This window comes from Ilumatobacter sp. (assembly GCF_030065885.1).
GTDB lineage: Bacteria > Actinomycetota > Acidimicrobiia > Acidimicrobiales > Ilumatobacteraceae > Ilumatobacter.
On record NZ_JASJCS010000006.1, the window covers coordinates 1 to 21,588 of the forward strand.

Annotated in this window: 24 protein-coding genes and 1 pseudogene; 14 read left to right on the forward strand and 11 right to left on the reverse strand. The window is 70.0% G+C overall.

Annotated elements, in window-relative coordinates:
* Positions 1-122 (forward strand): annotated as a pseudogene (gene tdh, locus QNJ12_RS23665) (L-threonine 3-dehydrogenase); the annotation flags it as partial.
* Positions 123-198: 76 nt separating this feature from the next.
* Here tdh and QNJ12_RS02135 read toward each other — a convergent pair.
* From QNJ12_RS02135 to QNJ12_RS02145, 3 genes are read right to left on the reverse strand one after another with little or no spacing between them, the layout of a single operon-like run.
* On the reverse strand, positions 199-1,566 hold the full coding sequence (locus QNJ12_RS02135) for a cell wall metabolism sensor histidine kinase WalK (RefSeq protein ID WP_300618263.1): 1,368 nt from the start codon (positions 1,564-1,566) through the stop codon (positions 199-201).
* Positions 1,563-2,249, reverse strand: coding sequence for a response regulator transcription factor (locus QNJ12_RS02140; RefSeq protein ID WP_300618265.1), 687 nt, complete (start codon positions 2,247-2,249; stop codon positions 1,563-1,565). The genes QNJ12_RS02135 and QNJ12_RS02140 overlap by 4 nt, the downstream gene beginning before the upstream one ends.
* Positions 2,250-2,265: 16 nt before the next feature.
* The gene (locus QNJ12_RS02145) at positions 2,266-3,654 is read right to left on the reverse strand and encodes a CotH kinase family protein (protein WP_300618267.1); all 1,389 of its coding nucleotides are present in this window, start codon (positions 3,652-3,654) and stop codon (positions 2,266-2,268) included.
* A 204-nt stretch (positions 3,655-3,858) separates the two neighbouring features.
* Here QNJ12_RS02145 and QNJ12_RS02150 point away from each other — a divergent pair, with 204 nt between their 5' ends.
* The 3 genes from QNJ12_RS02150 (at position 3,859) to QNJ12_RS02160 (ending at position 5,844) form a co-directional block, all read left to right on the forward strand.
* Positions 3,859-4,455, forward strand: coding sequence for a DUF4956 domain-containing protein (locus QNJ12_RS02150; protein ID WP_300618269.1), 597 nt, complete (start codon positions 3,859-3,861; stop codon positions 4,453-4,455).
* The gene (locus tag QNJ12_RS02155; RefSeq protein ID WP_300618271.1) at positions 4,452-5,225 is read left to right on the forward strand and encodes a polyphosphate polymerase domain-containing protein; all 774 of its coding nucleotides are present in this window, start codon (positions 4,452-4,454) and stop codon (positions 5,223-5,225) included. The genes QNJ12_RS02150 and QNJ12_RS02155 overlap by 4 nt, the downstream gene beginning before the upstream one ends.
* Before the next feature lie 82 nt (positions 5,226-5,307).
* Entirely contained in the window at positions 5,308-5,844 is a 537-nt protein-coding gene (locus QNJ12_RS02160; RefSeq protein ID WP_300618273.1) for a DinB family protein, read from the forward strand.
* A 106-nt stretch (positions 5,845-5,950) separates the two neighbouring features.
* Here the strand turns inward: QNJ12_RS02160 and QNJ12_RS02165 are convergent, their stop codons facing one another.
* Positions 5,951-6,916 carry a cobalamin-dependent protein gene (locus QNJ12_RS02165; RefSeq protein ID WP_300618275.1) on the reverse strand — a complete coding sequence of 322 codons (966 nt, stop codon included), beginning with the start codon at positions 6,914-6,916 and terminating at the stop codon, positions 5,951-5,953.
* Between the two features lie 243 nt (positions 6,917-7,159).
* Between QNJ12_RS02165 and QNJ12_RS02170 the strand changes: the two genes are divergently transcribed.
* Positions 7,160-7,627 carry a hypothetical protein gene (locus tag QNJ12_RS02170; RefSeq protein WP_300618277.1) on the forward strand — a complete coding sequence of 156 codons (468 nt, stop codon included), beginning with the start codon at positions 7,160-7,162 and terminating at the stop codon, positions 7,625-7,627.
* A gap of 211 nt (positions 7,628-7,838) precedes the next feature.
* Here the strand turns inward: QNJ12_RS02170 and QNJ12_RS02175 are convergent, their stop codons facing one another.
* From QNJ12_RS02175 to QNJ12_RS02200, 6 genes are all read right to left on the reverse strand, one after another.
* Complete coding sequence (locus QNJ12_RS02175) at positions 7,839-8,321, reverse strand: cytochrome c (protein WP_300618279.1); 483 nt, start codon at positions 8,319-8,321, stop codon at positions 7,839-7,841.
* Positions 8,318-8,788 (reverse strand): ubiquinol-cytochrome c reductase iron-sulfur subunit, encoded by a 471-nt coding sequence (locus tag QNJ12_RS02180; protein ID WP_300618411.1) that lies wholly within the window; start codon positions 8,786-8,788, stop codon positions 8,318-8,320. Before QNJ12_RS02180 ends, QNJ12_RS02175 begins: the two co-directional genes overlap by 4 nt.
* Before the next feature lie 29 nt (positions 8,789-8,817).
* Positions 8,818-9,396 carry a hypothetical protein gene (locus QNJ12_RS02185; RefSeq protein ID WP_300618281.1) on the reverse strand — a complete coding sequence of 193 codons (579 nt, stop codon included), beginning with the start codon at positions 9,394-9,396 and terminating at the stop codon, positions 8,818-8,820.
* Positions 9,389-10,189, reverse strand: coding sequence for a cytochrome b N-terminal domain-containing protein (locus tag QNJ12_RS02190; protein WP_300618283.1), 801 nt, complete (start codon positions 10,187-10,189; stop codon positions 9,389-9,391). Before QNJ12_RS02190 ends, QNJ12_RS02185 begins: the two co-directional genes overlap by 8 nt.
* 125 nt (positions 10,190-10,314) lie before the next feature.
* Positions 10,315-12,117: an FAD-dependent oxidoreductase gene (locus QNJ12_RS02195; protein ID WP_300618285.1), complete on the reverse strand. Its 1,803-nt coding sequence runs from the start codon at positions 12,115-12,117 to the stop codon at positions 10,315-10,317.
* Positions 12,117-12,923, reverse strand: coding sequence for a cytochrome c (locus QNJ12_RS02200; RefSeq protein WP_300618287.1), 807 nt, complete (start codon positions 12,921-12,923; stop codon positions 12,117-12,119). The genes QNJ12_RS02195 and QNJ12_RS02200 overlap by 1 nt, the downstream gene beginning before the upstream one ends.
* Positions 12,924-13,139: 216 nt before the next feature.
* On the opposite strand from QNJ12_RS02200, the gene QNJ12_RS02205 reads away from it, so the two are divergent.
* The 4 genes from QNJ12_RS02205 to QNJ12_RS02220 are packed head-to-tail and all read left to right on the forward strand — an operon-like array spanning position 13,140 to position 17,922.
* The gene (locus QNJ12_RS02205) at positions 13,140-13,319 is read left to right on the forward strand and encodes a cytochrome c oxidase subunit 2A (protein WP_300618289.1); all 180 of its coding nucleotides are present in this window, start codon (positions 13,140-13,142) and stop codon (positions 13,317-13,319) included.
* 37 nt (positions 13,320-13,356) lie between these two features.
* The gene (locus tag QNJ12_RS02210) at positions 13,357-13,989 is read left to right on the forward strand and encodes a cytochrome c oxidase subunit II (protein ID WP_300618291.1); all 633 of its coding nucleotides are present in this window, start codon (positions 13,357-13,359) and stop codon (positions 13,987-13,989) included.
* A complete protein-coding gene (locus tag QNJ12_RS02215; protein ID WP_300618293.1) occupies positions 13,986-15,680 on the forward strand; it encodes a cbb3-type cytochrome c oxidase subunit I in 1,695 nt (564 codons plus the stop codon). The genes QNJ12_RS02210 and QNJ12_RS02215 overlap by 4 nt, the downstream gene beginning before the upstream one ends.
* A 46-nt stretch (positions 15,681-15,726) precedes the next feature.
* Positions 15,727-17,922: a cytochrome b N-terminal domain-containing protein gene (locus QNJ12_RS02220; protein WP_300618295.1), complete on the forward strand. Its 2,196-nt coding sequence runs from the start codon at positions 15,727-15,729 to the stop codon at positions 17,920-17,922.
* 2 nt (positions 17,923-17,924) lie between these two features.
* Here QNJ12_RS02220 and QNJ12_RS02225 read toward each other — a convergent pair whose 3' ends face one another.
* Positions 17,925-18,395, reverse strand: a complete 471-nt coding sequence (locus QNJ12_RS02225; protein WP_300618297.1) for a hypothetical protein — start codon at positions 18,393-18,395, stop codon at positions 17,925-17,927.
* 57 nt (positions 18,396-18,452) lie between these two features.
* Here QNJ12_RS02225 and QNJ12_RS02230 point away from each other — a divergent pair, with 57 nt between their 5' ends.
* The 5 genes from QNJ12_RS02230 (at position 18,453) to QNJ12_RS02250 (ending at position 21,428) form a co-directional block, all read left to right on the forward strand.
* Positions 18,453-19,073 carry an SCO family protein gene (locus QNJ12_RS02230; protein WP_300618300.1) on the forward strand — a complete coding sequence of 207 codons (621 nt, stop codon included), beginning with the start codon at positions 18,453-18,455 and terminating at the stop codon, positions 19,071-19,073.
* A 7-nt stretch (positions 19,074-19,080) separates the two neighbouring features.
* Positions 19,081-19,779, forward strand: a complete 699-nt coding sequence (locus tag QNJ12_RS02235; protein ID WP_300618302.1) for an SCO family protein — start codon at positions 19,081-19,083, stop codon at positions 19,777-19,779.
* Positions 19,779-20,267, forward strand: coding sequence for a copper chaperone PCu(A)C (locus QNJ12_RS02240; protein WP_300618304.1), 489 nt, complete (start codon positions 19,779-19,781; stop codon positions 20,265-20,267). The genes QNJ12_RS02235 and QNJ12_RS02240 overlap by 1 nt, the downstream gene beginning before the upstream one ends.
* A 70-nt stretch (positions 20,268-20,337) precedes the next feature.
* Complete coding sequence (locus tag QNJ12_RS02245) at positions 20,338-20,649, forward strand: putative quinol monooxygenase (RefSeq protein WP_300618306.1); 312 nt, start codon at positions 20,338-20,340, stop codon at positions 20,647-20,649.
* Positions 20,650-20,972: 323 nt separating this feature from the next.
* On the forward strand, positions 20,973-21,428 hold the full coding sequence (locus tag QNJ12_RS02250; RefSeq protein WP_300618308.1) for a hypothetical protein: 456 nt from the start codon (positions 20,973-20,975) through the stop codon (positions 21,426-21,428).
* Positions 21,429-21,588: the final 160 nt, after the last annotated feature.

Sequence of the window (21,588 nt, forward strand, 5' to 3'; positions counted from 1 at the left end):
ACAGCGGCCTCGACGTGACGCCGGTCATCAGCCACCGCTTCCCCCTCGACCAGTACGAGGCGGCCTTCGAGGCACTGGCGTCGGGCGAGGCCAGCAAGGTCATCCTCGACATCCGCCCGTGACGCGGCACTTGCCGGCTCGGCGCGCGGCGGGTGAGCGACGGACCGCAGCGGCGACCGCGAGCCGGGCCGCGCCCGATCAGAGCTCTGCGCGCGGGAGCCGGACTGCGAACTCGCATCCCTCGCCCGGTGCCGTGGTCAGCTCGATGGTGCCGCCGTGCGCCGCGGCGATCGACCGTGCGATCGCCAGTCCGAGGCCCGAGCCGCCGGTCGTCCGGGAGCGGGCCTTGTCGCCCCGGTAGAAGCGCTCGAAGACGTGGGCGGCCTGCTCGTCGGCGAGGCCCGGCCCGTCGTCGGCGACGACGACGACGATCTCGGTCGACGAGCCGGTGGCCCGCAGACGCACGGTCGCGTCCGGCGCGTGCGTGAGCGCGTTGTCGACCAGGCCAGCCAGGAGCTGCTGCGTGCGGTTGCGGTCGAGGGCGGCCACGAGCGCCGCGCCCGACCCCGGCGGTTCGACCTCGATCGCACGATCGGGGTGCGCAGCGTGCGCATCGGCGACGACGTCGGTGAGCAGCGCCGCGACGTCGACCGGCTCGCGAGCGAGCGGCTGCTGCTCGTCGAGCCGGGCCAGGTGCAACAGGCTGTCGACGAGGCCCGTCATCCGGTTCGACTCGGAGCTCATCCGCCGCACCACGTCGTCCAGCTGGTCCTGCTCACGGAACGCGCCCTGCTCGTACAGGTCGAGGTAGCCGCGGATCGACGTCAGCGGGGTACGCAGCTCGTGCGACGCGTCGGACACGAACTGCCGGAGACGATCCTCGGCCTCGTCGCGCTGGTCGAGCATGTCGTTGAAGGCCTCGGCGAGGCGGCCCGCCTCGGTCCGGCGGTCGAGCTCGGGTGCTCGCTGACCGCGATCGCCCGCCGCCAGCGCGCCTGCGATGTCGGTCATCGCCGAGATCGGACGGACGCCCAGCCGGTCGACCCACCACGCGAGCAAGCCCAGTACCGCGGCGATCACTGCTGCGCCCAGGACGAACGTCACGATCAGCCCCTGCACGGTGTCGTCGACGTCGGTGCTCGGGAGCGCGATCACGAGGAGGTCGCCGAGCGCGTTCGGTTCGACCAGGACCCGGAATCGCGTCGAACCGTTGGTCGAGTCGGCGAACTCGAACGTCCGCGCCGACACATCGCCGACCGATGCGAGGTCCGGCGGGCTGTCCAGCAGCTGGCCGACGACAATCGCGTCGACCTCGCCCTCGCCCGAGACGGCGGCGACGAAGAGATCCGAGATGGGTCGCTCGGGGTCGGCCGGTTCGGGCGGGAGGGGCCGCGGCTCGCCGTCGTTCGGGCGCGGCGCGGGGTTCAGCGGGATGATCGCCTCGAGCCGCCGGTCGAGCTGCTCGATCAGCTGATCACGCTGGACGACCACGACGACGGTCCCGGCGGCGATGAACGCGGCCAGCACGAGCGCGAAGCCCGCGACGACACGGGATCGCAGCGTCATCCGTCGGCCCGCAGGCAGAAGCCGACGCCGCGGATCGTGTGGATCAGCTTGGGTGGCGTGTGGTCGAGCTTGCGGCGGAGGTAGCTGATGTACGTGTCGACGACCGACGAGTCACCGTCGAAGTCGTACTCCCAGACGTGGTCGAGGATCTGGGCGCGGCTCAGCACGCGTCCGACGTTGCCGATCAGCAGGTGGAGCAGCTTGTACTCGGTCGGCGACAGATCGATCGTCTCGCCGTAGCGGGTCACACGGTGCGCGACGGGGTCGAGCTGCAGATCCGCGCATCGCAGCACGAGATCGCGGGCGCCACCCCGATCCTCGAGGCGGAGCCGCACGCGTGCGACGAGCTCGGCGATCGCGAACGGCTTGACGACGTAGTCGTCTGCGCCGCTCGTCAACCCGGCAACCCGGTCGTCGGTCGCGTCGCGAGCCGTCAGGAAGATCACCGGAGTCCGGTCGCCGGCGTCTCGCAAGCGACGCAGCACCTCGAAGCCGTCGAGCTCGGGCATCATCACGTCGAGCAGGATCAGATCGGGTCGATGCTCGGCGACCGCTGCGATGGCGGCTCGCCCGTCGGCGACGGCCACGGAGTCGAGTCCGGCCAGCTGCAGACCGGACTCGACGAGAAACCGGATGTTCTCCTCGTCGTCGACGACGAGCACGAGGGGCTGTTGCTCGGACATCACACCGTGGCGGGCATCAGACCGTGGGGAACGATTGCCGGACCGCCTCGGCGTCGGCGGCGATCGTCTCGTCATCGACGATGCTCTGTGTGGACAGGACGTCGACCCACTCGGCGAGGGCGGCCGTCGCCGTCCCGTCGGCGTACAGCGTCTCGGTGAGCTCGACCAGGGCCTCGTCGTACAACTGCTGGAACTCCTCCATGAACCGATCGACGAGCACATTGTTGCCGAACGCGGGTCCGCCGCCGGGGAAGCCGCCGGCGCCGGCCGGTCTCGCGCGGTCGGGCGGGCCACCGGCGACATCGCCGGGCAGCGGGCCGCCGTCGACGTTGGCGGTGCCGAACGCGAGGTTGAGGTCCCAGTTGACGACGGTGAACAGTCCGGTGTCGTAGTCGTACTGCAGGTAGGCGTTGTTGCCCGGGCCGTCGATGTCGTCGAAGTTGTCGACGAGATCCTGGAAGGCCAGGTAGGTCGCGAACGACTCGACGTCGAGCCGGTCGGCGAGCTCGGTGGCGAACGTCTCGTCCTCGGCGTTGTTGATGAAGTCGAGGAAGTCGATCAGCGGATCGAGATCGTCGTCGCCGGCCTCCTGGTCGAACACCTCGTCGTACGCGTCGGGGTCGTCGCCCCGGTAGCTGAAGTCACCGGTCGACTCGGCCTTGTACAGGGCGGACTCGTCGGAGTCGAAGTTCTCGTCCTCCCACACGCCGTCGGGGTGCTGCAGCGCGAGCCGCAGTTCGGTGTCCCCGCCGTTGACGGTGAACGTCGTGGCGATTGCCTGCTGCGTCGCCAGGCCGCTCGCCTCGAGCAGCTCGAGGGCGACCGCTTCGTTGAGCGACGTCTCGGTCGAGTTCGACCGTATGACGATGTCGACATAGCCCTGGTGGTCCTGGTCGTCGTCGTACTTGTCGAGCCGGATCAGCCACGGGAGGTCCCCCGGGTTCCCGGCGGACTCCGAGGTCAGCGAACGCAGCGACGAGTTGCCCTTCAAGCGCAGGCCGACCTCGTCGTAGGTGACCCCGTCGATCGTGACGGTGGCCTCGATCCAGTCCTTCTCGCCGGTCGACTCGTACGTGGCGATCATCTCGGCGTAGTCGTCGTCGTCGAACTCGATGGCGATGTCGTGCACGGTGCTGCTGTCCCAGAGCGCGAGCTCACCGGCCGCTGTGTCGGAGTCGGTGTCGTTCGACGCTGGTTCCGACGCGGCCGAGGCGTCGACGGGGGTCGCTGCGTCGGCGGCGTCGACGACCGCGGCGACGTCGGGGGCGCCCTCCTCGCTCGATGCGCTCTCGGACGTGGCGGTACACGCCGACACGACGAGCACCACCGCGAGTGCGACGGCACCGGCTCGGAGTGCTCGGACACGGAGATGGCGGACGGGACGGGGGATGCGGGTGGCGAACATGGTCGGGTTCCTTTCTGTCGCCATCCAGCCAACGACGCGACACCGTGACGACGCTGCGAGCGCCCTGTGAGTTGTCTGTGAATCGGACGGCATGTCGACGCCGCCCGGGAGGCGGTGCAGTCCCGAGCAGATCCGCAGGGTGCTCACAGGAGACTCCCAGGATCCGTCGGTTGGGTGGATGCCACACCCGAGAAGGAGCCACCCGTGTCGAACCACACCGTCATCGCCCTCAACGTCGTCGCCGTCGCCGCCCTCGCCTTCGGCCTCTACTTCCCCCGCTATCACCGCAAGGACATGGTGGTCGCCATCCTCGGCCTCAACGTCGGGGTGATGGGGGTCGCGACGGCGCTCGCGTCCTCGGAGGTCTCCGCCGGCCTGGGCCTGGGTCTGTTCGGCGTGCTGTCGATCATCCGCCTGCGCAGCAACGAGCTGGCGCAGGAGGAGGTCGCGTACTACTTCTCGGCCCTCGCCCTCGGCCTGCTCGCCGGCTTCGACGTCGACCCGGCGTGGCTGACGCCGACGCTGATGGGCGGGATCCTGATCGCGCTGTTCGTCGGCGATCACCCCCGCCTCTTTCCGCAACACCGCCACCAGAACGTGCAGCTCGACTCGGCGTACACCGACGAGGCCAGACTGGTCGCCCGCCTCGGCGAGCTGCTCGACGCTGACATCGTGAAGATCAAGATCAAGCGGGTCGACCTCGTCAACGACACGACCACCGTCGACGTGCGCTACCGCTTGCGAACCGGCCCGGTCGAGACCTCCATGCGTGACCTCGACCGGGCCGCGAGGACGCCGTGAGCGAAGGTCTCCCGACGGCATCGACACCGCCGATCGAGATGGTGCACGACCTGAGGCCGATCTCGCTGCGCGAGCTCGACGAGGCAGCGTCGCTGCAGGTTCGTGTGGATCGCAAGTACGTCGTCGACGGCGACCAACTCGAGCGGCTCGTCGAGGAGCTGGCGCACCGGCTCGCGGTGCTGGACATCGACGGCTCGCGGTCGTTCGGATACGAGTCGACGTACTTCGACACGCCGTCGCTCGACTCGTACCTCGGCGCCGCCCACCGCCGACGCCGGCGCTTCAAGGTCCGGACGCGTTCGTACGTCGACTCCTCGACCACGATGCTCGAGGTCAAGACGCGGGGTCCCCGCGGCGCCACCGTCAAGCGACGCCGCCGCCACCGCTACGACCTCCGGCACGAGCTCGGTCGCGAGGGCGAAGCGTTCGTCGCCGATGCGATCGGGCGGGCGCACGTCGCCGAGACGCTGCGGCCGACGCTCACCACGTCGTACCGACGGGTCACGCTGATCGACCTCGACGAGGTCGCCCGGGTCACCGTCGATGCCGACCTGTGGTGCGCCGATCGCTCCGGGAACGCGGTGGGCCTGGCGGACCGGTACGTGCTCGAGACCAAGTCGTCGAGCTCACCGAGCCCGACGGACCGGCTCCTGTGGGCGGGAGGCATCCGGCCGGAGCGCATCAGCAAGTACGGGACCGGGTTGGCCGCGCTCCACCCCGAGCTGCCGTCGAACAAGTGGCACCGCACGATCGGGCGACACTTCACCTGAGGGACGGGTCGCCGAGCGGCGAGAGGGGCCATGCGTTACAGAGGGTGTCTGACACCCTCTGTAACGCTGGCAGACTCCGTCCATGCCCGACCTGACCGACCTGTTGGCGGAGTACGACCGGGCGCTCGGACACACCGAGGCGCTCTGGTCGGATCTCACGCCCGAGGAGGTCCGCTGGCGCCCGCACCCCGAATCGAGCGCGATCGGGTGGCACCTCGGTCACCAGGCGGCCGTCGCCCACTTCATGGTTCGCAACCTCACGGCCGCCGAGCCGAGCCCCGACCCGCCGCTCGACGGACTGTTCGACAGCGCCACACCCGAGCCTGAGCGCGGCGAGCTGCCGGAGGTCGAGCGGCTGGGCCGGTATCGCAAGGCGGTCGCCGAGCGGGTCAGGTTCCGGATCGGCGCGATCGAGCGGGGCGACGTCGGCGCACCAGCGCAGCTGAGCGTCGTCGCGGCCTTGCTGGTCACGGCGCTCGTCAACCACGAGTACCAGCACAGCGTCTGGATCGGTGAGGTGCGGCGCGACCAGCTCGGCCACGACCTGCCGGCTCCCCCGGCCTCGCCGCTGCTGACGACGATCGACGGCTACACCGTGCTGCGACCACCCCTCGGGTGACGGCACCCCGGCTGAACGCGTGAGCAAGTTGCGCACATACTGCGCAACTTCATCACGCGTTGCGACGACGACGGGGGGCCGGACCGGCGTGCCGTGCGGGACTCGGTCAGACGAAGAAGGCCGAGGCGCCCGGCACCCGGTCGTCGACGACTGCGGCGACAGCGTCGAATGCGTCCCGTGCCACCCCGACCGGCGTGCCGACGGCAGCGAGCCGGTCCTCGAGCCAGGCGCGATGCTGGACGACGATCGTCGGATCGCCGCAGAGCATGGCGGCGGCGCCGACAGCGACGACGTCGCCGAGCTCGGCGGTGACGTACTCGAACCACGACGCCGAGCGCACGCGGTCTGCGAAGTCAGAGGTTCCCAACCACGACAGGGCATCGCGCACGACCTCCACCCGCTGGTACTCGAGGTGTGCCCAGTCCGCATCCATGTCGACGGCGAGCGGTTCTCCCCAGAGCATCTCGTCGAGCACGAACGGCTCGGTCAGATCACGGGCTTGTCCGTGAGCGCCGATCGCACGCGCCCGGCGACCCGCGGAGTCGAATGCCCGACCCCCACACATGACCGCGTGGCCGGCCTGGCTCGCCGCTCGGACCGTGCGGGCGGCGCCGGTGAGGTTGGACGCCAGCGTGACGCTCACTCCCACGACGTCGGCCTCGATGTCGGCGAGGTAGTCGCGGAGCTGTCCCGCCGGCATCGCTGGGCCGAGATGGATCACACGCCACCCGCCGGCGATCATCAGTTCGGTGGCCATCCTCGCCGGCAACGAGTGCCACTCTCCCTCGGCACACACCATCACCACCGTCCCAGCAGGCTCCCGCGCTTCGAGCCCCACCCCCAGCGACGACAAGACCGACTCGGTGACGAACGTGGCGGAGTGCTCGTCGGCAACCGTGCACTCGCCGCGCAGCCAGCGCTCGCCGACATCGCGCTGCGACGGCGCCAGCAGTTGGGTGACGACGTCGAGGCAGGACTCGTCACGACCGGCGAAGTTCGTGGCCAGCATCGCCGCGCCAGCGCGATCGCCGCGCAGCGCAGCATCGGTGTACTCGTCGAGCAACACGCTCATGGCCCCTCCTCGTCCAGCGACTACGTCTCGCCGTTGCGGCGAGGATGCCACACGTGCCCGCGCAGTCCCAACGCGCAGCTCCCTTGGCGGGCGCCACCGGCGCTGAGTGCTTCATCGTGGGCCTCCGCGGACCTTCGTTGCGCTTCCACCCTCACCGTACGCCCGACCACGAGCATCTCGCTAGAGCCATCCCTCACCGAACACCATCGACACCAGGTTCAGCGCGTCTCACCCACGTGGCGGATGGTCGGCGAGGGCGAGTCACGGCGCGTGGCGGCGACGAACGACGGCATGCTGTCGTGCGTGCCCGATCTGTCCGACATGAGGAAGCAGTACCACTTCTGGCCGAGCGCGGTCGGGGACGGATTCGACGCCTGGGACGTCGACCGTTTGATCGCGCTCGCTGCGGAACTCCCCGTCGAGCAGGTCGACGTCGAGTCGATCGACGAGGTCGACTCGGTCTACTGGTTCGACGACGTGCAGCGGCCGACGGTTCGCGCGGTGATCGAGCATGCGCGACTGATCGACGAGGTCGATGCGAGTCATCCGATCATCCTCGGACCTGACGGCCGCGTCATGGACGGTATGCACCGGATCGCCCGGGCACTTCGCGACGGGAGGTCACACGTCGACGCGAGACGACTACCAACGCTGCCACCACCGGATCACCGCAACGCGCGCGCGGATGAGCTGCCGTACGAGCGGGACTGAGCCGTTCGGGATCGGCGCGACGAACTGATCGACGACGTCCTTGCACCCAGACGAAGCACTGGAGACTGCGGGCGAACGCGGCGGCCACCACTCCGACGAGATCGGTACCTCGGCGCTCGCCGGAGCGCGCGGAAGGCGCGGTCACACGTGCTGCGCCGAGCCGGCGGGTGGAGGTCACGTCGCAGACCGTGCGACGTGAGCTGTCGGGCGATCAGCCGCCCATCATCGCTCGCCAGTCGGGCACGTCGGGTGCGTCGGGCTCCCACGACCGGATGAACGTGACGACCGCCTTGATCTGCTCGGACGTCAGCGGGCCGCCGTAGTCGAGCGAGTAGGCGCTCATCTGGCTGCCGGGGATGCCGACGGCGATCAGGGTGCGGGCCTGGTCGTCGGTCGACGACTGGAGGAACTGCTCGGAGTTGAGTGCAGGGCCGATGCCTCCTTCGCCGTTGAGGCCGTGGCACGACGAGCAGTTGAACTGCCAGACGCCCTCGCCCTTGACCGCCAGCGAGGCCAACTGCTCCTCGCGGGCGTCGCTGCGCGACCCCGGCTCGTACCACCGGTAGAACGGGAACACGGCGGCCATCAACGCCAGCAGCACCACGCCGGCGACCATCCACGTGTTGGTCGACCGCTCGAGCTCCTCGTCGGTCGTGTAGTCGTAGGTGTCGTCCCGGTCCCGAGTCTCGCTCATCCGTGCGACTCCTCCGCGCAGGACGGGCCGGTCGGCGGCTCGTCGATCGTCTCGACGCCGGGCGCCGGGCCTTCCTCGGTGGTGCCGGTGTCGATGTAGATCAAGCCGTCGACGCCGACCTCGACCGGGTGCTGGTCCATGCCCCGCGGTGCCGGCCCGGCCCGGAACTCGCCGGCGCGATTGAACACCGAGCCGTGGCACGGGCACTCGAACTGGCCTGACGACTCGCACCACGGCACACCGCAGCCGAGGTGGGTGCACTTGCGGGAGAGCGCTCGGACCTCACCGTCGATCCTGACGAGGTAGGAGCGCGCGGCCGGCACCTCGATCACGCCGGTGTCGGGAACGGACTCGGGCGGGATCGCCCGCACCTTGCCACCGAACCCGCGGGCCTCACCGGGCCGCAGCAGGTCCCACGAGGTCCACGCGCCGGCGGCGGCGACGAGGCCGAGGCCGGTCTGCCACATACGGGTCAAGAAGTGTCGTCGAGGCAGACTCACAGCTCACCGTGCCATTCTTCCCAGGGCCAGACCCAGCCCCAGTTGGGGCCGCGGAACATGAAGCCGATCAGCGTCAACACGATCCAGATCACGAGGAACGTCGTGAACGTCGTGACCGCCACCTTGCGGTGACGCGGTTTGATGAAGCGGCTGCGGTCGATGTACGGCAGCGCGATCAGCCCGATGACGATGGTGCCGGGCACGAGCACGCCCGCCACGAGCGGGTGCCAGATCGCCAGCAGCTCCTGCAGCGCAGCGAAGTACCACGGCGCCTTCTCGGGGTTCGGGGTGACCTGCGGGTTGGCGACGTCGCGCAGCGGCGCGTCGAACAGCAACGAGATCACCATCACGACGAGCAACGTCGCCATCGCCACGACGGCGTGCCGCACGAGGAGGTGCGGCCACACCATCACGGTGTCGTCACGGTCGATGATCTTGCGCTCGCCGACTGCGGGCTTGCCGGGCACGACGCCGAGCACGCGCTTGCCGCCGACGACCTGCGGCGTGCCGCTCAGCTCGACCGGGGTCGACGTCGCGTCGGCTCCTGCTGCGGCGTCGATCGTGTCGTCACTCATCGGCGTCCTCCGCCTGCTGGTCGAACATCGCGTCCTTGCGCCACCGCCAGAGATGGATCATCAGGACGAAGATCAAGATCGTGGGCAGCACGGCGACGTGGAGCACGTAGAACCGCAGCAGCGTCGACGAGTCGACCGTCGGCCCACCGAGCAGCACTTCCTTCACCTGCTCGCCGATGAACGGCACGTAACCGGCCATCTCGGTGCCGACCGTGACCGCCCAGAACGCCAGCTGGTCCCACGGCAGGAGGTAGCCGGTGAACGACATCAGCAACGTCAGCAGCAACAGCACGACGCCGATCACCCAGTTGAACTCACGCGGCGGCTTGTAGGCGCCGCGGTAGAAGACCCTGGCCATGTGGGCGGCAACGGCGAGCACCATCAGGTGCGCCGACCAGCGGTGCACGTTGCGCACGTATTGACCGAACGGCACCTCGGTCTGGATCGTCTGGATGTTCGTGTACGCGTTGGCCGGCGACGGCACGTAGAAGAACATCAGGTAGACGCCCGACGCCACCAGGCTGCCGAGCAACACGGTCGAGATCACGCCGAGGTACCACGAGTACCGGAACCCGAGCTCCTTGCGGCGGATCTTGACTGGGTAGATGTGCAGCAGGAAGCTCGACCAGTGGGCTGCCGCACGGTCGCGCGGAGTGACCCTGCGCGGCGACCGGAAGATCGACGTGCCGATCGGCGTCTCGCGGACGCGATCGAGCAGTTGGTCGACCCGGTCCTCGTCTCCGTCCTCGCGGGCAGCCGGTTCGACGTCCGGCTTGTCGTCGGTGAGACTCATCGGTCAGCACACCTCCCAGTGCAGGCTCGACATGTCGTGCGCGAGTGAACAGGCGCTCGGACGCGAGCGAGTGAGCGCCAGCGAGCGAGCGGCAGCGAACGGCCTGCGTGGCCGGGGAACGCTGATCACGGCACCCCCACGCCCTTCCACATGCCCATCGACAAGGCGTCGGGCGGGCAGCGTTCGATGCAGAGCGCGCAGCGGATGCAGCGCTCCTCGTCGAGCAGCAACGCCGTCGAACCGGCTTCACCGCCGTCGACCTCGTCGGACGGCACGAGTGAGATCACATCGACCGGGCAGACGTCGGCGCACAGCGCGCACAGCACGCACTTGTCGACATCGAGGATGATGTTGGCGAAGCAGCGCAGGCAGCGCGCCGCCTCGCAGCGGGCCTGCTGCTCGGTGAAGCCGAGCTCGACCTCGGCGAGACCGATCCGCCGACCGGTGTCGAGCGTCGGGACCGACACGCGGGCGATCTGGTCGTAGTCGTCGTCGAGGCGGTGGAACTGCGAGAGCTTCACGAACGTGGCCGGCTGCTCCTGCTCGAGATCGTCGACATCACCGCCGAAGGCTCGGTGGATGTCGGCCGCCGAGCGGCGCCCGTCGGCGATGGCGTCGATCAACGTCCGCGGCCCCTTCGCCGCGTCGCCGCCGGACCAGACGCCGAGCATGGTGGTGCGGCCGGTGTCGTTGTCGATCTGGATGGTCCGCCGCGGGCTGACCTCGGGGCCGCTCGCACCGAGCGCGTCGAGGTCGATCGCCTGGCCGATCGCGAGGATGACGGTGTCGGCGTCGAACACCTGCCGGTCGGTCTCGTCGAAGTCCGGCGCGAAGCGCCCGTCGGCGTCGAAGACCGAGTTGACGCCGATCGTCTCGATCCCCGCCACCCGGCCGTCCTCGACGAGGATGCGGGCGGGGCCGCGGCGAGGTACGAACGCGATGCCCTCGTGCTCGGCCTCTTCGACCTCGAAGTCGTGGGCCGGCATCTCGGCGCGGGACTCGAGCGAGATCACCGTCACCTGACGGGCGCCGGCCCGGGCGGCCGTCCGTGCCACGTCGATGGCCTCGGTCATCGCCGAGCGCTGGTCGGCGTCGATGTCGTCGTCGGACGCCACTGTCGCTTCGCTCGTAACCTCCGACCCGTACTCGGAGGCCCTGAGCGCGGTGCGGGCGGCGTCCATCGCGACGTCGCCGCCGCCGATCACCACCACCCGCTCGCCGACGTCGACCGAGAACCCGCGGTTCATGTTGATGAGGAACTCGATCGCCTTGAACACGCCGTCGGCGTCGCCACCCTCGATGTCGAGTCCGCGCCCGAGCGTCGCGCCGATTCCCAGGAACAGCGCATCGTGGCGCTCCATCAGCTCGTCGAGGGTCACGTCGACGCCGAGCCGGGTGTCGTAGTGCACCTCGACCCCGAGGTCGAGGATCGCCTGGATGTCGGCGCCCAGCACGTCGCGGTCGAGCCGGTACTCGGGGATGCCGAGCCACATCGCGCCGCCGAGCTTGTCGGTGGCCTCGTAGACCGTGACCTGGTAGCCGTGCCGGCGCAGGTCGTGCGCGCACGCCATGCCGGCGGGGCCGCCGCCGACGATGCCGACACGCTCCTGCTTGTCGGAGCGCGGGGGCGCAGCGACCTTGTTCCACACTCGACCGTTGCCCCGCTCGGGGCCGAACTGCTCGGTGACGAACCGCTTGAGCGCACGAATCGCGATCGGTCGATCGATCTCGCCGCGCCGGCAGGCATCCTCGCACGGCGCCGCACAGACCCGTCCGCAGACCGATGCGAACGGGTTCGGCAGGCGGGCGGTCAGGTAGGCGAGCTCGTCGTCGCCGTCGGCGATCGCCGCGACGTACATCCCGGCGTTGGTGTGCACCGGGCACGCCGCGAGACACGGGATGTTCGTGTCGTAGTACTCGAGCTCCATCACACGCGGCGCTCCCGGTGCGCGTACCAGAGCGCCCACATCGCAGCGACGATCGCGCCGGCCCAGATGCCGACGGCGATCAGGTCCTGCGCGGCGCGCGGCAGGTCCTGCACCGTGTCGAGCTCGAGCACCTGTGCCGGCAGCACCGTCGTGGCGACGATGAGCCCGACCACGATCACGCCGGTCTTCATCCAGGCGTCGAGCCAGGTGATCTCACGCCGGTCGTGCGCGGCGATCACGCGTGGCCCGAGCACCAACGCGCCGAGCCCCAGCGCGATGGCGAACGCGACGAACATCGCGTAGTTCGACAGCAACGGCAGCTCGGTGCCCGCGGCCGGACCGGTGGAGACCTCGGGGGCGGGACCGGCGGGGGCCGCGAACCCGGACTGGATGTAGGCGACGACCGACGAGATGTCGGCATCGCTGAGCGTCGACTGCGCCGGCATCACACCGTCGTAGACCTCGTCGCCGACCGTGATCTCGCCGGTCCGCCCGTTGCGGATGACGTCTTCGAGATAGGCCGCGTCGTCGACGTTCGGGTTGTCGATCAGCGGTGGGAAGCTCCCCGAGAGTCCGACGCCACCCGGCTGATGGCACGACGAGCAGACCGCCGTGTAGACCTCGGCGCCCTCGCGGAGCGTCTCGTCGCTCGGGCCGGCCTCGATGTCGCCGGCCGGCGTCGCGAACGGGGCAGCCACGACGGCGAACGCGACCACGGCGATCGGCAGCCACCGCGCCCAGCCGGCGCCGACGCGCGCCGGCGGCGAGCAGGCGTCATCATCAGCGAGTTGTGTGGCGTCGGGCATCGATCTCCCCGGTCGGTGCGGCGGTCGGATCACTGCATTCTCCACGGGCGCCCACCGCACAGACAGGGACGTTGGTCCCTAGCTCACCGGATTTTCGACGAGCACAAGCTCGCAAGCTCGGAGAAAGGGACGTTGGTCCCTAGCTGGTCAGACGCGGCGCCAACTCGAATGGTCAGGAACTGCCGGGGGCCGGCACCGATCGACGGGAGGACTGGGATGGACGAATCGAACACGGGCGACGCCGCCCCACTCGAGACGGCGCTCGACGGCGAGCTTCCCGAGGAGCACTTCAAGCCGACCGGCACGCTCTTCGTGCTCGTGCTCTTCGTGGCGACGATCGTGCTGCTCTGGGCGTCGGTCTACGTGATCCTCCTCAGCAGGGGCGTCACGCTGTGAGCGGACCGGCAGCGGTGCCGAGGGAAGGTGCGACGCGATGACCGACGTGCTCGAGCGGGAGACCGGCGATCCAGGGGGACCCGACGATGCCGATCTGACGATGGGCATCGACCCGTGGGAGCGCAACTGGATGCTCTTCTCGGTCGTGCTGCTCGTGGTCTTCGCCGCCGCCGTCACGATCGCCGGCTTCGCGGCCGGGTTCCAGCTCCCCGGCGCCGAGTCGGAAGTCGACCCGCGCACGATCGCCAGCGAGGGCCGGTGGGCCGAGCCGGGTCTGCGAGAGGTCGGCGACGGCCAGTTCGAGGCGTATGTGATGTCGCAGCTGTGGAGCTTCTCGCCCCGCGAGCTCGTCGTGCCGATCGACGCCGAGGTCGACATCTACGTGACGTCGCAAGACCTCCAGCACGGCTTCAAGATCACCGACACGAACGTCAACATGCAGGTCGTCCCGGGCCAGGTGTCGAAGCTGACGTACACGTTCGACGAGGTCGGCGAGTTCCCCTACATCTGCACCGAGTACTGCGGTCAGGGGCATGCAGCCATGTTCGGAACGGTCAGGGTCGTGTCCGAAGCCGAGTTCGAAGCGCTCCAGTCCGGAGACGGCGTCACGACGGGTGACGACGCAGACGCGGGAGGCGAAGCCGCCGCAGCCACGGAGGACGACGGATGACCATCGCCGAACGACCACAGACCGGCACCGCCCGGCCTCGGTACGAGCTCACCCGCTGGGAGCGACGGTTCATCGGCGGCCACATCTGGATCGCCATCGTCGCGCTCGGCATCGGCAGCGTGATCGGCCCGCTGCAGGCGCTGGAGTACTCGAACGTCGACCTCTACCAGTACCTCGAGCCGATCCTGCAGAGCTACTACCAGGGCCTCACGCTGCACGGCGTGCTCAACGCGCTCGTGTGGACGACGTTCTTCATCGTCGGGTTCACCACCTTGACGACGATCGTCGGGCTCCGGCGACCGCTCAGCCACCCGAACATCAACCTCGCCGGGTTCGTCACGATGGTCGTCGGCCTGCTGCTCGCCGCCGTGCCGCTGCTGCTCGACCAGGCGACCGTGCTCTACACCTTCTACCCGCCGCTCGAGGCGAGCTGGGCGTTCTACGTCGGCCTCACGCTCGTCGTCGTCGGCAGCTGGATCGAAGGCGTCGGCTTCTACCTGACGCTGGCGGCGTGGCGGAAGGAGAACCGCGGCGTTCGCTCGCCGTTCGTCGCGCTCGGCGGCGTCATCAACGCCGCGATGTGGCAGATCGCCACCCTGGGCATCGCGGTCGAGATGCTGACGATGCTCATCCCGTGGTCGCTGGGCATCACCGACGCCACCGACCCCGAGCTCGCGCGCACCTACTTCTGGTTCACGGGCCACCCGCTCGTGTACTTCTGGCTGCTCCCCGCCTACGTCTCGTGGTACGGCATGCTCCCGAAGCAGGCCGGCGGCAAGCTGTTCTCCGACTCGCTCGCCAGGCTGGCGTTCTGGATGTTCCTGATCGTGTCGGTGCCCGTCGGGTTCCACCACCAGTTCGTCGACCCCGGCGTACCGCAGGTGTGGAAGTGGATCCATGCGCTGCTCACCTACTCGGTGTTCTTCCCGTCGATGCTCACGGCGTTCACCGTGATCGCGTCGCTCGAGTACGCGGCGCGCAAGCGCGGCGGCACGGGGCTGATCGGATGGGTGCGGGCGCTGCCGTGGGACGACCCCTCGGTCGCCGCCCAGCTCCTCGCCGGCATCCTCTTCATGTTCGGCGGCATCGGCGGCCTGACCAACGCGTCGTACAACATCAACCTCGTCATCCACAACACCGCGTGGGTGCCCGGACACTTCCACCTGACGGTGGCCACCGCGGTCACGCTGTCGTTCATCGGCATCACGTACTGGATGGTGCCGATGCTCACCGGCAAGCAGCTGTGGGGCCGCCGGATCGCCGTGGCGCAGGCCTGGACGTGGTTCGTCGGGATGGTGGTCTTCTCCAATGCGATGCACATGCTCGGCCTGCTCGGCGCGCCGCGCCGCACGCCGCTGGGTGACGCGCCCTACGTGCCCGAGGAGTGGGACGGCCACCTGCTGCGGGTCTCGATCGGCGGCACGATCCTGCTGGCCGCCGTGCTGATGTACCTGCTGGTGATGTACAAGACCGTGCGCGGGCCGAAGGCCGCCGATCCGGCCGACGTGCCCGACATGCCGATCGCCGAGTCGCTGCGCCACCCGCAGCTCACGCCGGTCTGGCTCGACCGCTTCAAGCCGTGGCTGATCGCCGCCGGCATCTTGCTGGTGCTCGCCTACGGCCCGCAGCTCGTCGACCAGATCCTCAACATGAACCTCAACGCGCCGGGCGTCGACTTCGAGGTCTGGTGACCCGACCGTCGGGTCGGCCGCGCGTCCACTGTCGGATGAGCACATCGTGAGCCGCCTCGACCCGAAACTGGTTCCGGCACTCGAGCGGGCCACCTACGCGGCGGAAGCCCCGCTGCGCAAGGTGGTCCGCTCGCATCGCCTCAACCCGCTCCCTCACGCCGGCACGATCAGCGTGTTCCTGTTCGGCGTGGTGGTCGTGAGCGGTGTCTACATCACGTTGTTCTTCCAGTTCGGCTTCGAGGCGTCGCACCGCTCGGTGCGGGCGATGGACGACCACGTCATCCAGTCCGTGGTTCGCACCGTGCACCGCTACTCGTCGGCCGCGATGGTGCTCACGACGCTCGTCCACGCCTGGCGGACCTTCGTCGCCGGCCGCTTCCGCGGTCCACGTCGGTGGCGGTGGACGACGGGCGTCGCATCGCTGCTAGTGGTCTGGCTCGCCGGCGTGACGGGGTACTGGCTGGTCTGGGATCGCCGGGCGCAGGCCCTCAACGAGGCGACCGACGAGCTGTTCGGCGGGCTCGGCGTGGTCTCGTCGTTCATGGTGCGCAACGTGTACGGGCCCGACGCGGGCAGCGGCTGGGGCGTGCTGTTCGTGATCTGGCTGGCACACCTCGTCCTCACCGTGATCATCGGGTACTTCCTCTGGCGACACCTCCGGCGCTCACGCCTGCGGATCCTGCCGCCTCGCTTCTGGATGGCACTGATGCTCGGCGCACTCGTCCTCGTGTCGGTGCTGTTCCCCGCCGACCTGCTCGAGCGCGCCGATCTCTCCCAGACGGTCGGCGATCTGCCGCTCGATCCGTTCGTGCTGTTCCTCCTGCCGCCGCTGCTCGGCAACTGGGCGTGGCTGGCGGCGATCGTCGGCACGGCAGCGATCATCGCGGCGCTGGTCGCTCCGCACGTGCGGCCGGCCGCGCCGCCGGTGGTCGAGATCGACGAGGACGCCTGCACCGGCTGCGATCTGTGCGTCGTGGACTGCCCGTACGTCGCGCTGTCGCTCGCCGACCGGTCGACCGCCGACCCCGACGGCGGCACGCAGGCCCGCCGGCCGGTGGCCGTCGTCGACGCCGACGCCTGCGTGGGGTGCGGCATCTGCATCGGCTCGTGCTCGTTCGGCGCGATGACCCTGCCGGGCTTCCAGGCGCCCGAGCGCATCGACCCCGAGGGTCGGCAGGTCGCGATCGTGTGCGCCCGGCACCACCCGTCGGACGTCGACGGCGACGGCGGTGAGACCGTGCTCGTCGAGGTGCCCTGCGCCGGCATGGTGCACGCCAATGCGGTCGGTTCGCTGATGCGTTCCGGCGCGGCCGGCGTGCAGGTCGTCGGCTGCCCGCCGGGCGACTGCGCGTTCGGGCTCGGCAACACGCTGCTCGACGAACGGCTCTCGGGTGCACGCTCGCCCCACGTCCCGCTGCGCTTCGAGGGCATCGCCGACGAGGACTGGGTGGCGCCCGGCGAGCTCGTCGACGCGCTCGCGGCGCCGAACGCCCATCCCGCTGCGGACACCGAGCGGCCCGAGGGCAACCGGCGCCTGATCGGGGCCGGTGCCGTCGTCCTCGCGTCGATGGCTGCGGTGGCCGTGGCGACGCAGGCCCCGTACCGCGGCTCGCGCGAGTCGGGCGTGGTGGCCGTCGTCGACCACACGCCGGGCTTCCAGCTCGAGGGCCAGCCGACGGTGACCGGTCGGCGGGGCGACGCGGTCGACGTCGTCGTCCGAGCCGACGGTGTCGAGCAGGCACGTCGGGCGGTCCCGGTCAGCGGCGAGACCGCGATCGGCGTCGTGAACGTCGACCTCGTCCCCGGCGCGAGCCAGGTCGAGGTGGTCCTCGTCGAGGGCGCCGACGAGACCACGCTCTTCGCCGGCGAGGTCGAGTTGGCCGACGGCGAGCGGTTCGTCGTGCAGGCCGTCGACGTCCCACCACCACCCGGGATCGCCGAGGGTCGCGACGTGTTCGCCGACCGTTCCCTCGGCGCCTGCGACGTGTGCCACTCGGTCGACGTCGGCGACGACGGGGTCGGTCCGTCGCTGGCCGGTGTGGCCACGAGGGCCGAGTCGCGGGTCGAGGGGCTCGACGCCGAGGCGTACCTGCGCCAGTCGGTGATCGACCCCGACGCCTACATCGCCGACGGCTACCGAGCCGGGCAGATGCTGCCGATCTACGAAGAGCGCCTGAGCCCCGACCAGCTCGACGCGCTCGTCGAGTACCTCCTCACGCTCGACGAGGCGGTCCTGCCGTGAGCTCAGGGTTCGGGGAAGATCTCCTCGGTGCCGGACTCGGCGACACCGTCGACCGTACGGGTTCCTCGCAGCACGCCGTCGGTGCCGACGGTGTACTCGGCGCTGCCGGACGAGTCGCCGCGGGCGGCGGTCACCGTCTCCCACTCGACCGAGAACCGATCGCCGCGCAGCAGGCCGGTCCCACGCTGGATCGTCCCGGTCACGATCCACTGCACGTCGAAGTCGTCCCCGCCGAGCGGCACGATCGTGACGGTGCCCGAGTACTCGACGCCGCCGGGGTCGACGCCGTTGACGACGTAGATGCCGGCGATCCCCTCGCCGTCGTCGAGGCTGTCGCCGGGCAACCCGCACATCGCGAGTCCGCCGGCGCTCAGCGCGACGAGCAGGACGACGGGCACAGCGAGGCGCCGCCAGATGCTCGAGCTCTCGGGGTTGGTCTCGGGAGTCCCGTCGGCGATCGGGGTGTCGGCCACGGCGTCGACGGTACCGAGGAGTGGCGCATTCCGCGATGGGCGAAGGTGATTGCCGCGGTGATGGTGCTGATCGCCATCGGCGGTATGGCGTTCGCCGTCCTGCAGCCGATCCAGGTGCTTCCCCGGATCCGGCTCGCACCGGGCTACGCCTTCGCCGATGCGACCGGTTCGACGGTCACCAGCGAGGACGGGCGGGGTTCGATCACCGTGTACACGTTCGTGCCCCTCGACTGCGGCAGCGAATGCGACGCCGTCGACGAGACGATGCGCCTGGTCCGCGATCGCGTCCCCCGCGAGGTCGATCTCGGCGACGCCGGCTTCCGGATGGTCACGATCGCGCTCGACCCCGACGCCTCGCCCGCGAGCCTCGCGGCCGCCGCCGAGCGGTCCGCCGGCCGCGGCGAGGCGTGGACGTGGCTGTCGGGTTCGGCATCGCAGATCGAGAACGTCGTCGGCCTGGGGTTCCGCCGCGGCACCGACCCGGACGACTTCGCTCCCAGCTACGCGATCGTCGACGGGTGGGGAATGGTGCGCGGCGAGTACCGCTACCAGACGCTCGCCGACGACGCCGACAAGCTGGTCCGCCACATCGGCATCCTCGGCAGCGAGCTCCGCAACGATCACGGGATCGGCTCGTTCGCCTACGACGCCGCCCACGTCTTCCAGTGCTACCCATGAGGCCCCGATGACGCTCCACGACACCCGCCCCGACGCCCGGAACGCGACGACGCCACCGCTCGAGGCCGACGGCGCGGCCGTCGACGCCCGGGCACGACCGCGCCGACGCCGACGCCGACGCACCGTGGCGCTGCTGCTCGGCGCGCCCGTGCTGGTGGTCGTCCTCGCGTGGGCAGCGCTCGAGCTGTTCCGACCCCACCTCTACTCGGGCACGATCATGCAGGCGCCCGCCGCTGCGCCGTCGATGGACGGCCTCGTCTGGTCGGACGGAACGGCGGTCGACCTCGGCGCATTCGACGGCGACGTCGTCCTCGTCTACTTCGGGTACACCTACTGCCCCGACGTCTGCCCGACCACGTTGTCGCAGGTGGCCCGAGCCATCGACCAGGTCGACGACCCTGAACGGGTGCACGTGATGATGGTCTCGGTCGACCCGGTCCGCGACGAGCGCGCAGCGCTCGGCGACTACGTGCGGGCGTTCGACCCATCGTTCCGTGGCGCCACCGGCGCGATCACAGACATCGAGCGGGTGGCGTCGACGTACGGGGTCTTCTTCGCCCGCGGCGAGGACACAGGCGGCGGCGGATACACCGTCGACCACACCGCCACGCTGATGGGCATCGACACCGAGGGCCACCTCCGGATCGTGTGGCCGGCCGTGCTCGACGTCGACGCGCTCGCGGCGGACCTGGAGGCCCTGCTCTGATGCACCCCGGCCGGCGACGGCCGACGATGCTGCTCGCCGCTGCGCTCGCGAGCGGGGCGTGCGGCTCGAGCTCCGACGCACCGACCGCACGCGACGGCGAGATCGCCGCCGAGGTGGGCGGGTTCGTCGTCCGCGACGTGTGGACGCGACCGACCCCGCCGGGTTCCGACGAAGCGGCCATCTACCTGACGATCGAGAATCGCGACGCCCCCGACGATCGCTTCGTCGGCAGCGTCTCGGATCGCTGCATGGCGATGCACCCGCATCTGACGACGATCGACGACGACGGGGTGGCATCGATGACCGACGCCGGCGAGGACCGGCTCGCGGTGCCGGCCGGCGGCAGCCTGGTGATGGCGCCGACAGCGCTGCACGTGATGTGCCTCGGTCTCACCGGTCCGCTCGAGGCGGGTGACACGTTCGGGATCGAGCTCCGGTTCGCCGAACACGAACCGGTCGTCGTCGAGGTCGACGTCGAGCAGCGTTAGCCCGGCGGACCACCCGAGCAGCGTTCGTCCGGATCGGACACCGAGCCGCGCCGGCGGTACCGTCCGCGGCATGTCGAAGATCTCGTTGATCGCCAAGTTGACCGCCGCCGAGGGGAAGCAGGCCGAGCTGGAGGACGCGATGCGCAGCGTCGTCGAGGCCGCCGACGAGGAGCCCGGGCTGGAGGTGTATGCCGCCAACGCCGTCGACGACGAGCCCGGCGTCTACTACTTCTACGAGATCTATGCGGACGAGGCGGCCCGCGACGCACACGGCACGGGCGACCGGATGCGGGCGGCGATGGGTGCGTTCGCCGGCCTGCTCGGCGGCCGACCCGAGATCATCACGATGACACCGATCGCCGCCAAGGGCGCTGACGTCTGACCGGGCCATCTCATCGGGCAACGCACGGGCTCGGCACGAGTAGCCCTCGCCTGCCGGAGCTGCGGGCGAACCGGTTCTCACGGCGAGCTGGCGCACTCCTCGCCTGCTCGACCTGAACAGCGCGTGGACGCGATACGACGGTCCGGCTGCACCTGACCGAGCTCGCCGCCTCCGCGACCGCTTCGACGCTGCGAGCCCTCCGGCCCGACCCACCTCGGCTACCGCCGATCGACCGGGCTGCTCGCGAATCACCCGAACGGGGGACGAATGCGTCGACCGTGATCTGCACCATCGGGGTGTCCCCCATCCCGAAGGAGAGAACCATGGGAACACCCATCACCCGCTCACTCGTTGCGCTGGCCGCCGCCGTCACGCTCGCCGCCGGCGTCGGCGTCGGCACCGCTGCGGCCGACGACGCGCCGCCCGACATCTCGTCGACGGCCGAGGCCCGCCACGAGGGGTCGGTCACGCTGTACGGCGAGATCGACCTCAACGGCGAGTTCGAGACCGAGGCCCTGTTCGGCTTCCACTACGAGTACCTGCACCACGAGGACCTCGTGTACGCGGAGCTCTGGGCGCAGATCGACGACACCCCGGTACCGCTGTGCGCCGGCGTGGTGGTCGAGGACGACTGGGGCAGCCCGGTGTTCATCGGCCAGGTACCCGATCAACCCGACAGCATCTGCTTCGCACATGAGCTCGTCAACGGCGCGTTCCTGTTCCAGTCCGTCGACGAGATCGGCGAGTACACGATCGCCTGGATGGTCGGCGTCGCATAGATCGGGCTTCGGCTCGCGGCCCAGCCGCTCCCCTGCGCCGCTTCGACGCTCGCCCGCTCCAGCTGCGCGACGCGATCGGTCGCCGATCACCCGAGACGCATGGACGCCGACCGGACCGGCCAAGCAGGGCCGGCCAAGCAGGACCGGCGAGCCGTCATCT

Coding starts and splice junctions, on each gene's coding strand:
- QNJ12_RS02170 (WP_300618277.1), top strand. CDS start 7,160: ATGGTCGGCGAGGGCGAGTCACGGCGCGTGGCGGCGACGAACGACGGC.
- QNJ12_RS02190 (WP_300618283.1), bottom strand. CDS start 10,189: ATGAGTCTCACCGACGACAAGCCGGACGTCGAACCGGCTGCCCGCGAG.
- QNJ12_RS02140 (WP_300618265.1), bottom strand. CDS start 2,249: ATGTCCGAGCAACAGCCCCTCGTGCTCGTCGTCGACGACGAGGAGAAC.
- QNJ12_RS02165 (WP_300618275.1), bottom strand. CDS start 6,916: ATGAGCGTGTTGCTCGACGAGTACACCGATGCTGCGCTGCGCGGCGAT.
- QNJ12_RS02200 (WP_300618287.1), bottom strand. CDS start 12,923: ATGCCCGACGCCACACAACTCGCTGATGATGACGCCTGCTCGCCGCCG.
- QNJ12_RS02250 (WP_300618308.1), top strand. CDS start 20,973: ATGGGAACACCCATCACCCGCTCACTCGTTGCGCTGGCCGCCGCCGTC.
- QNJ12_RS02180 (WP_300618411.1), bottom strand. CDS start 8,788: ATGTGGCAGACCGGCCTCGGCCTCGTCGCCGCCGCCGGCGCGTGGACC.
- QNJ12_RS02215 (WP_300618293.1), top strand. CDS start 13,986: ATGACCATCGCCGAACGACCACAGACCGGCACCGCCCGGCCTCGGTAC.
- QNJ12_RS02245 (WP_300618306.1), top strand. CDS start 20,338: ATGTCGAAGATCTCGTTGATCGCCAAGTTGACCGCCGCCGAGGGGAAG.
- QNJ12_RS02195 (WP_300618285.1), bottom strand. CDS start 12,117: ATGGAGCTCGAGTACTACGACACGAACATCCCGTGTCTCGCGGCGTGC.
- QNJ12_RS02175 (WP_300618279.1), bottom strand. CDS start 8,321: ATGAGCGAGACTCGGGACCGGGACGACACCTACGACTACACGACCGAC.
- QNJ12_RS02135 (WP_300618263.1), bottom strand. CDS start 1,566: ATGACGCTGCGATCCCGTGTCGTCGCGGGCTTCGCGCTCGTGCTGGCC.
- QNJ12_RS02145 (WP_300618267.1), bottom strand. CDS start 3,654: ATGTTCGCCACCCGCATCCCCCGTCCCGTCCGCCATCTCCGTGTCCGA.
- QNJ12_RS02240 (WP_300618304.1), top strand. CDS start 19,779: ATGCACCCCGGCCGGCGACGGCCGACGATGCTGCTCGCCGCTGCGCTC.
- QNJ12_RS02205 (WP_300618289.1), top strand. CDS start 13,140: ATGGACGAATCGAACACGGGCGACGCCGCCCCACTCGAGACGGCGCTC.
- QNJ12_RS02160 (WP_300618273.1), top strand. CDS start 5,308: ATGCCCGACCTGACCGACCTGTTGGCGGAGTACGACCGGGCGCTCGGA.
- QNJ12_RS02185 (WP_300618281.1), bottom strand. CDS start 9,396: ATGAGTGACGACACGATCGACGCCGCAGCAGGAGCCGACGCGACGTCG.
- QNJ12_RS02235 (WP_300618302.1), top strand. CDS start 19,081: ATGACGCTCCACGACACCCGCCCCGACGCCCGGAACGCGACGACGCCA.
- QNJ12_RS02210 (WP_300618291.1), top strand. CDS start 13,357: ATGACCGACGTGCTCGAGCGGGAGACCGGCGATCCAGGGGGACCCGAC.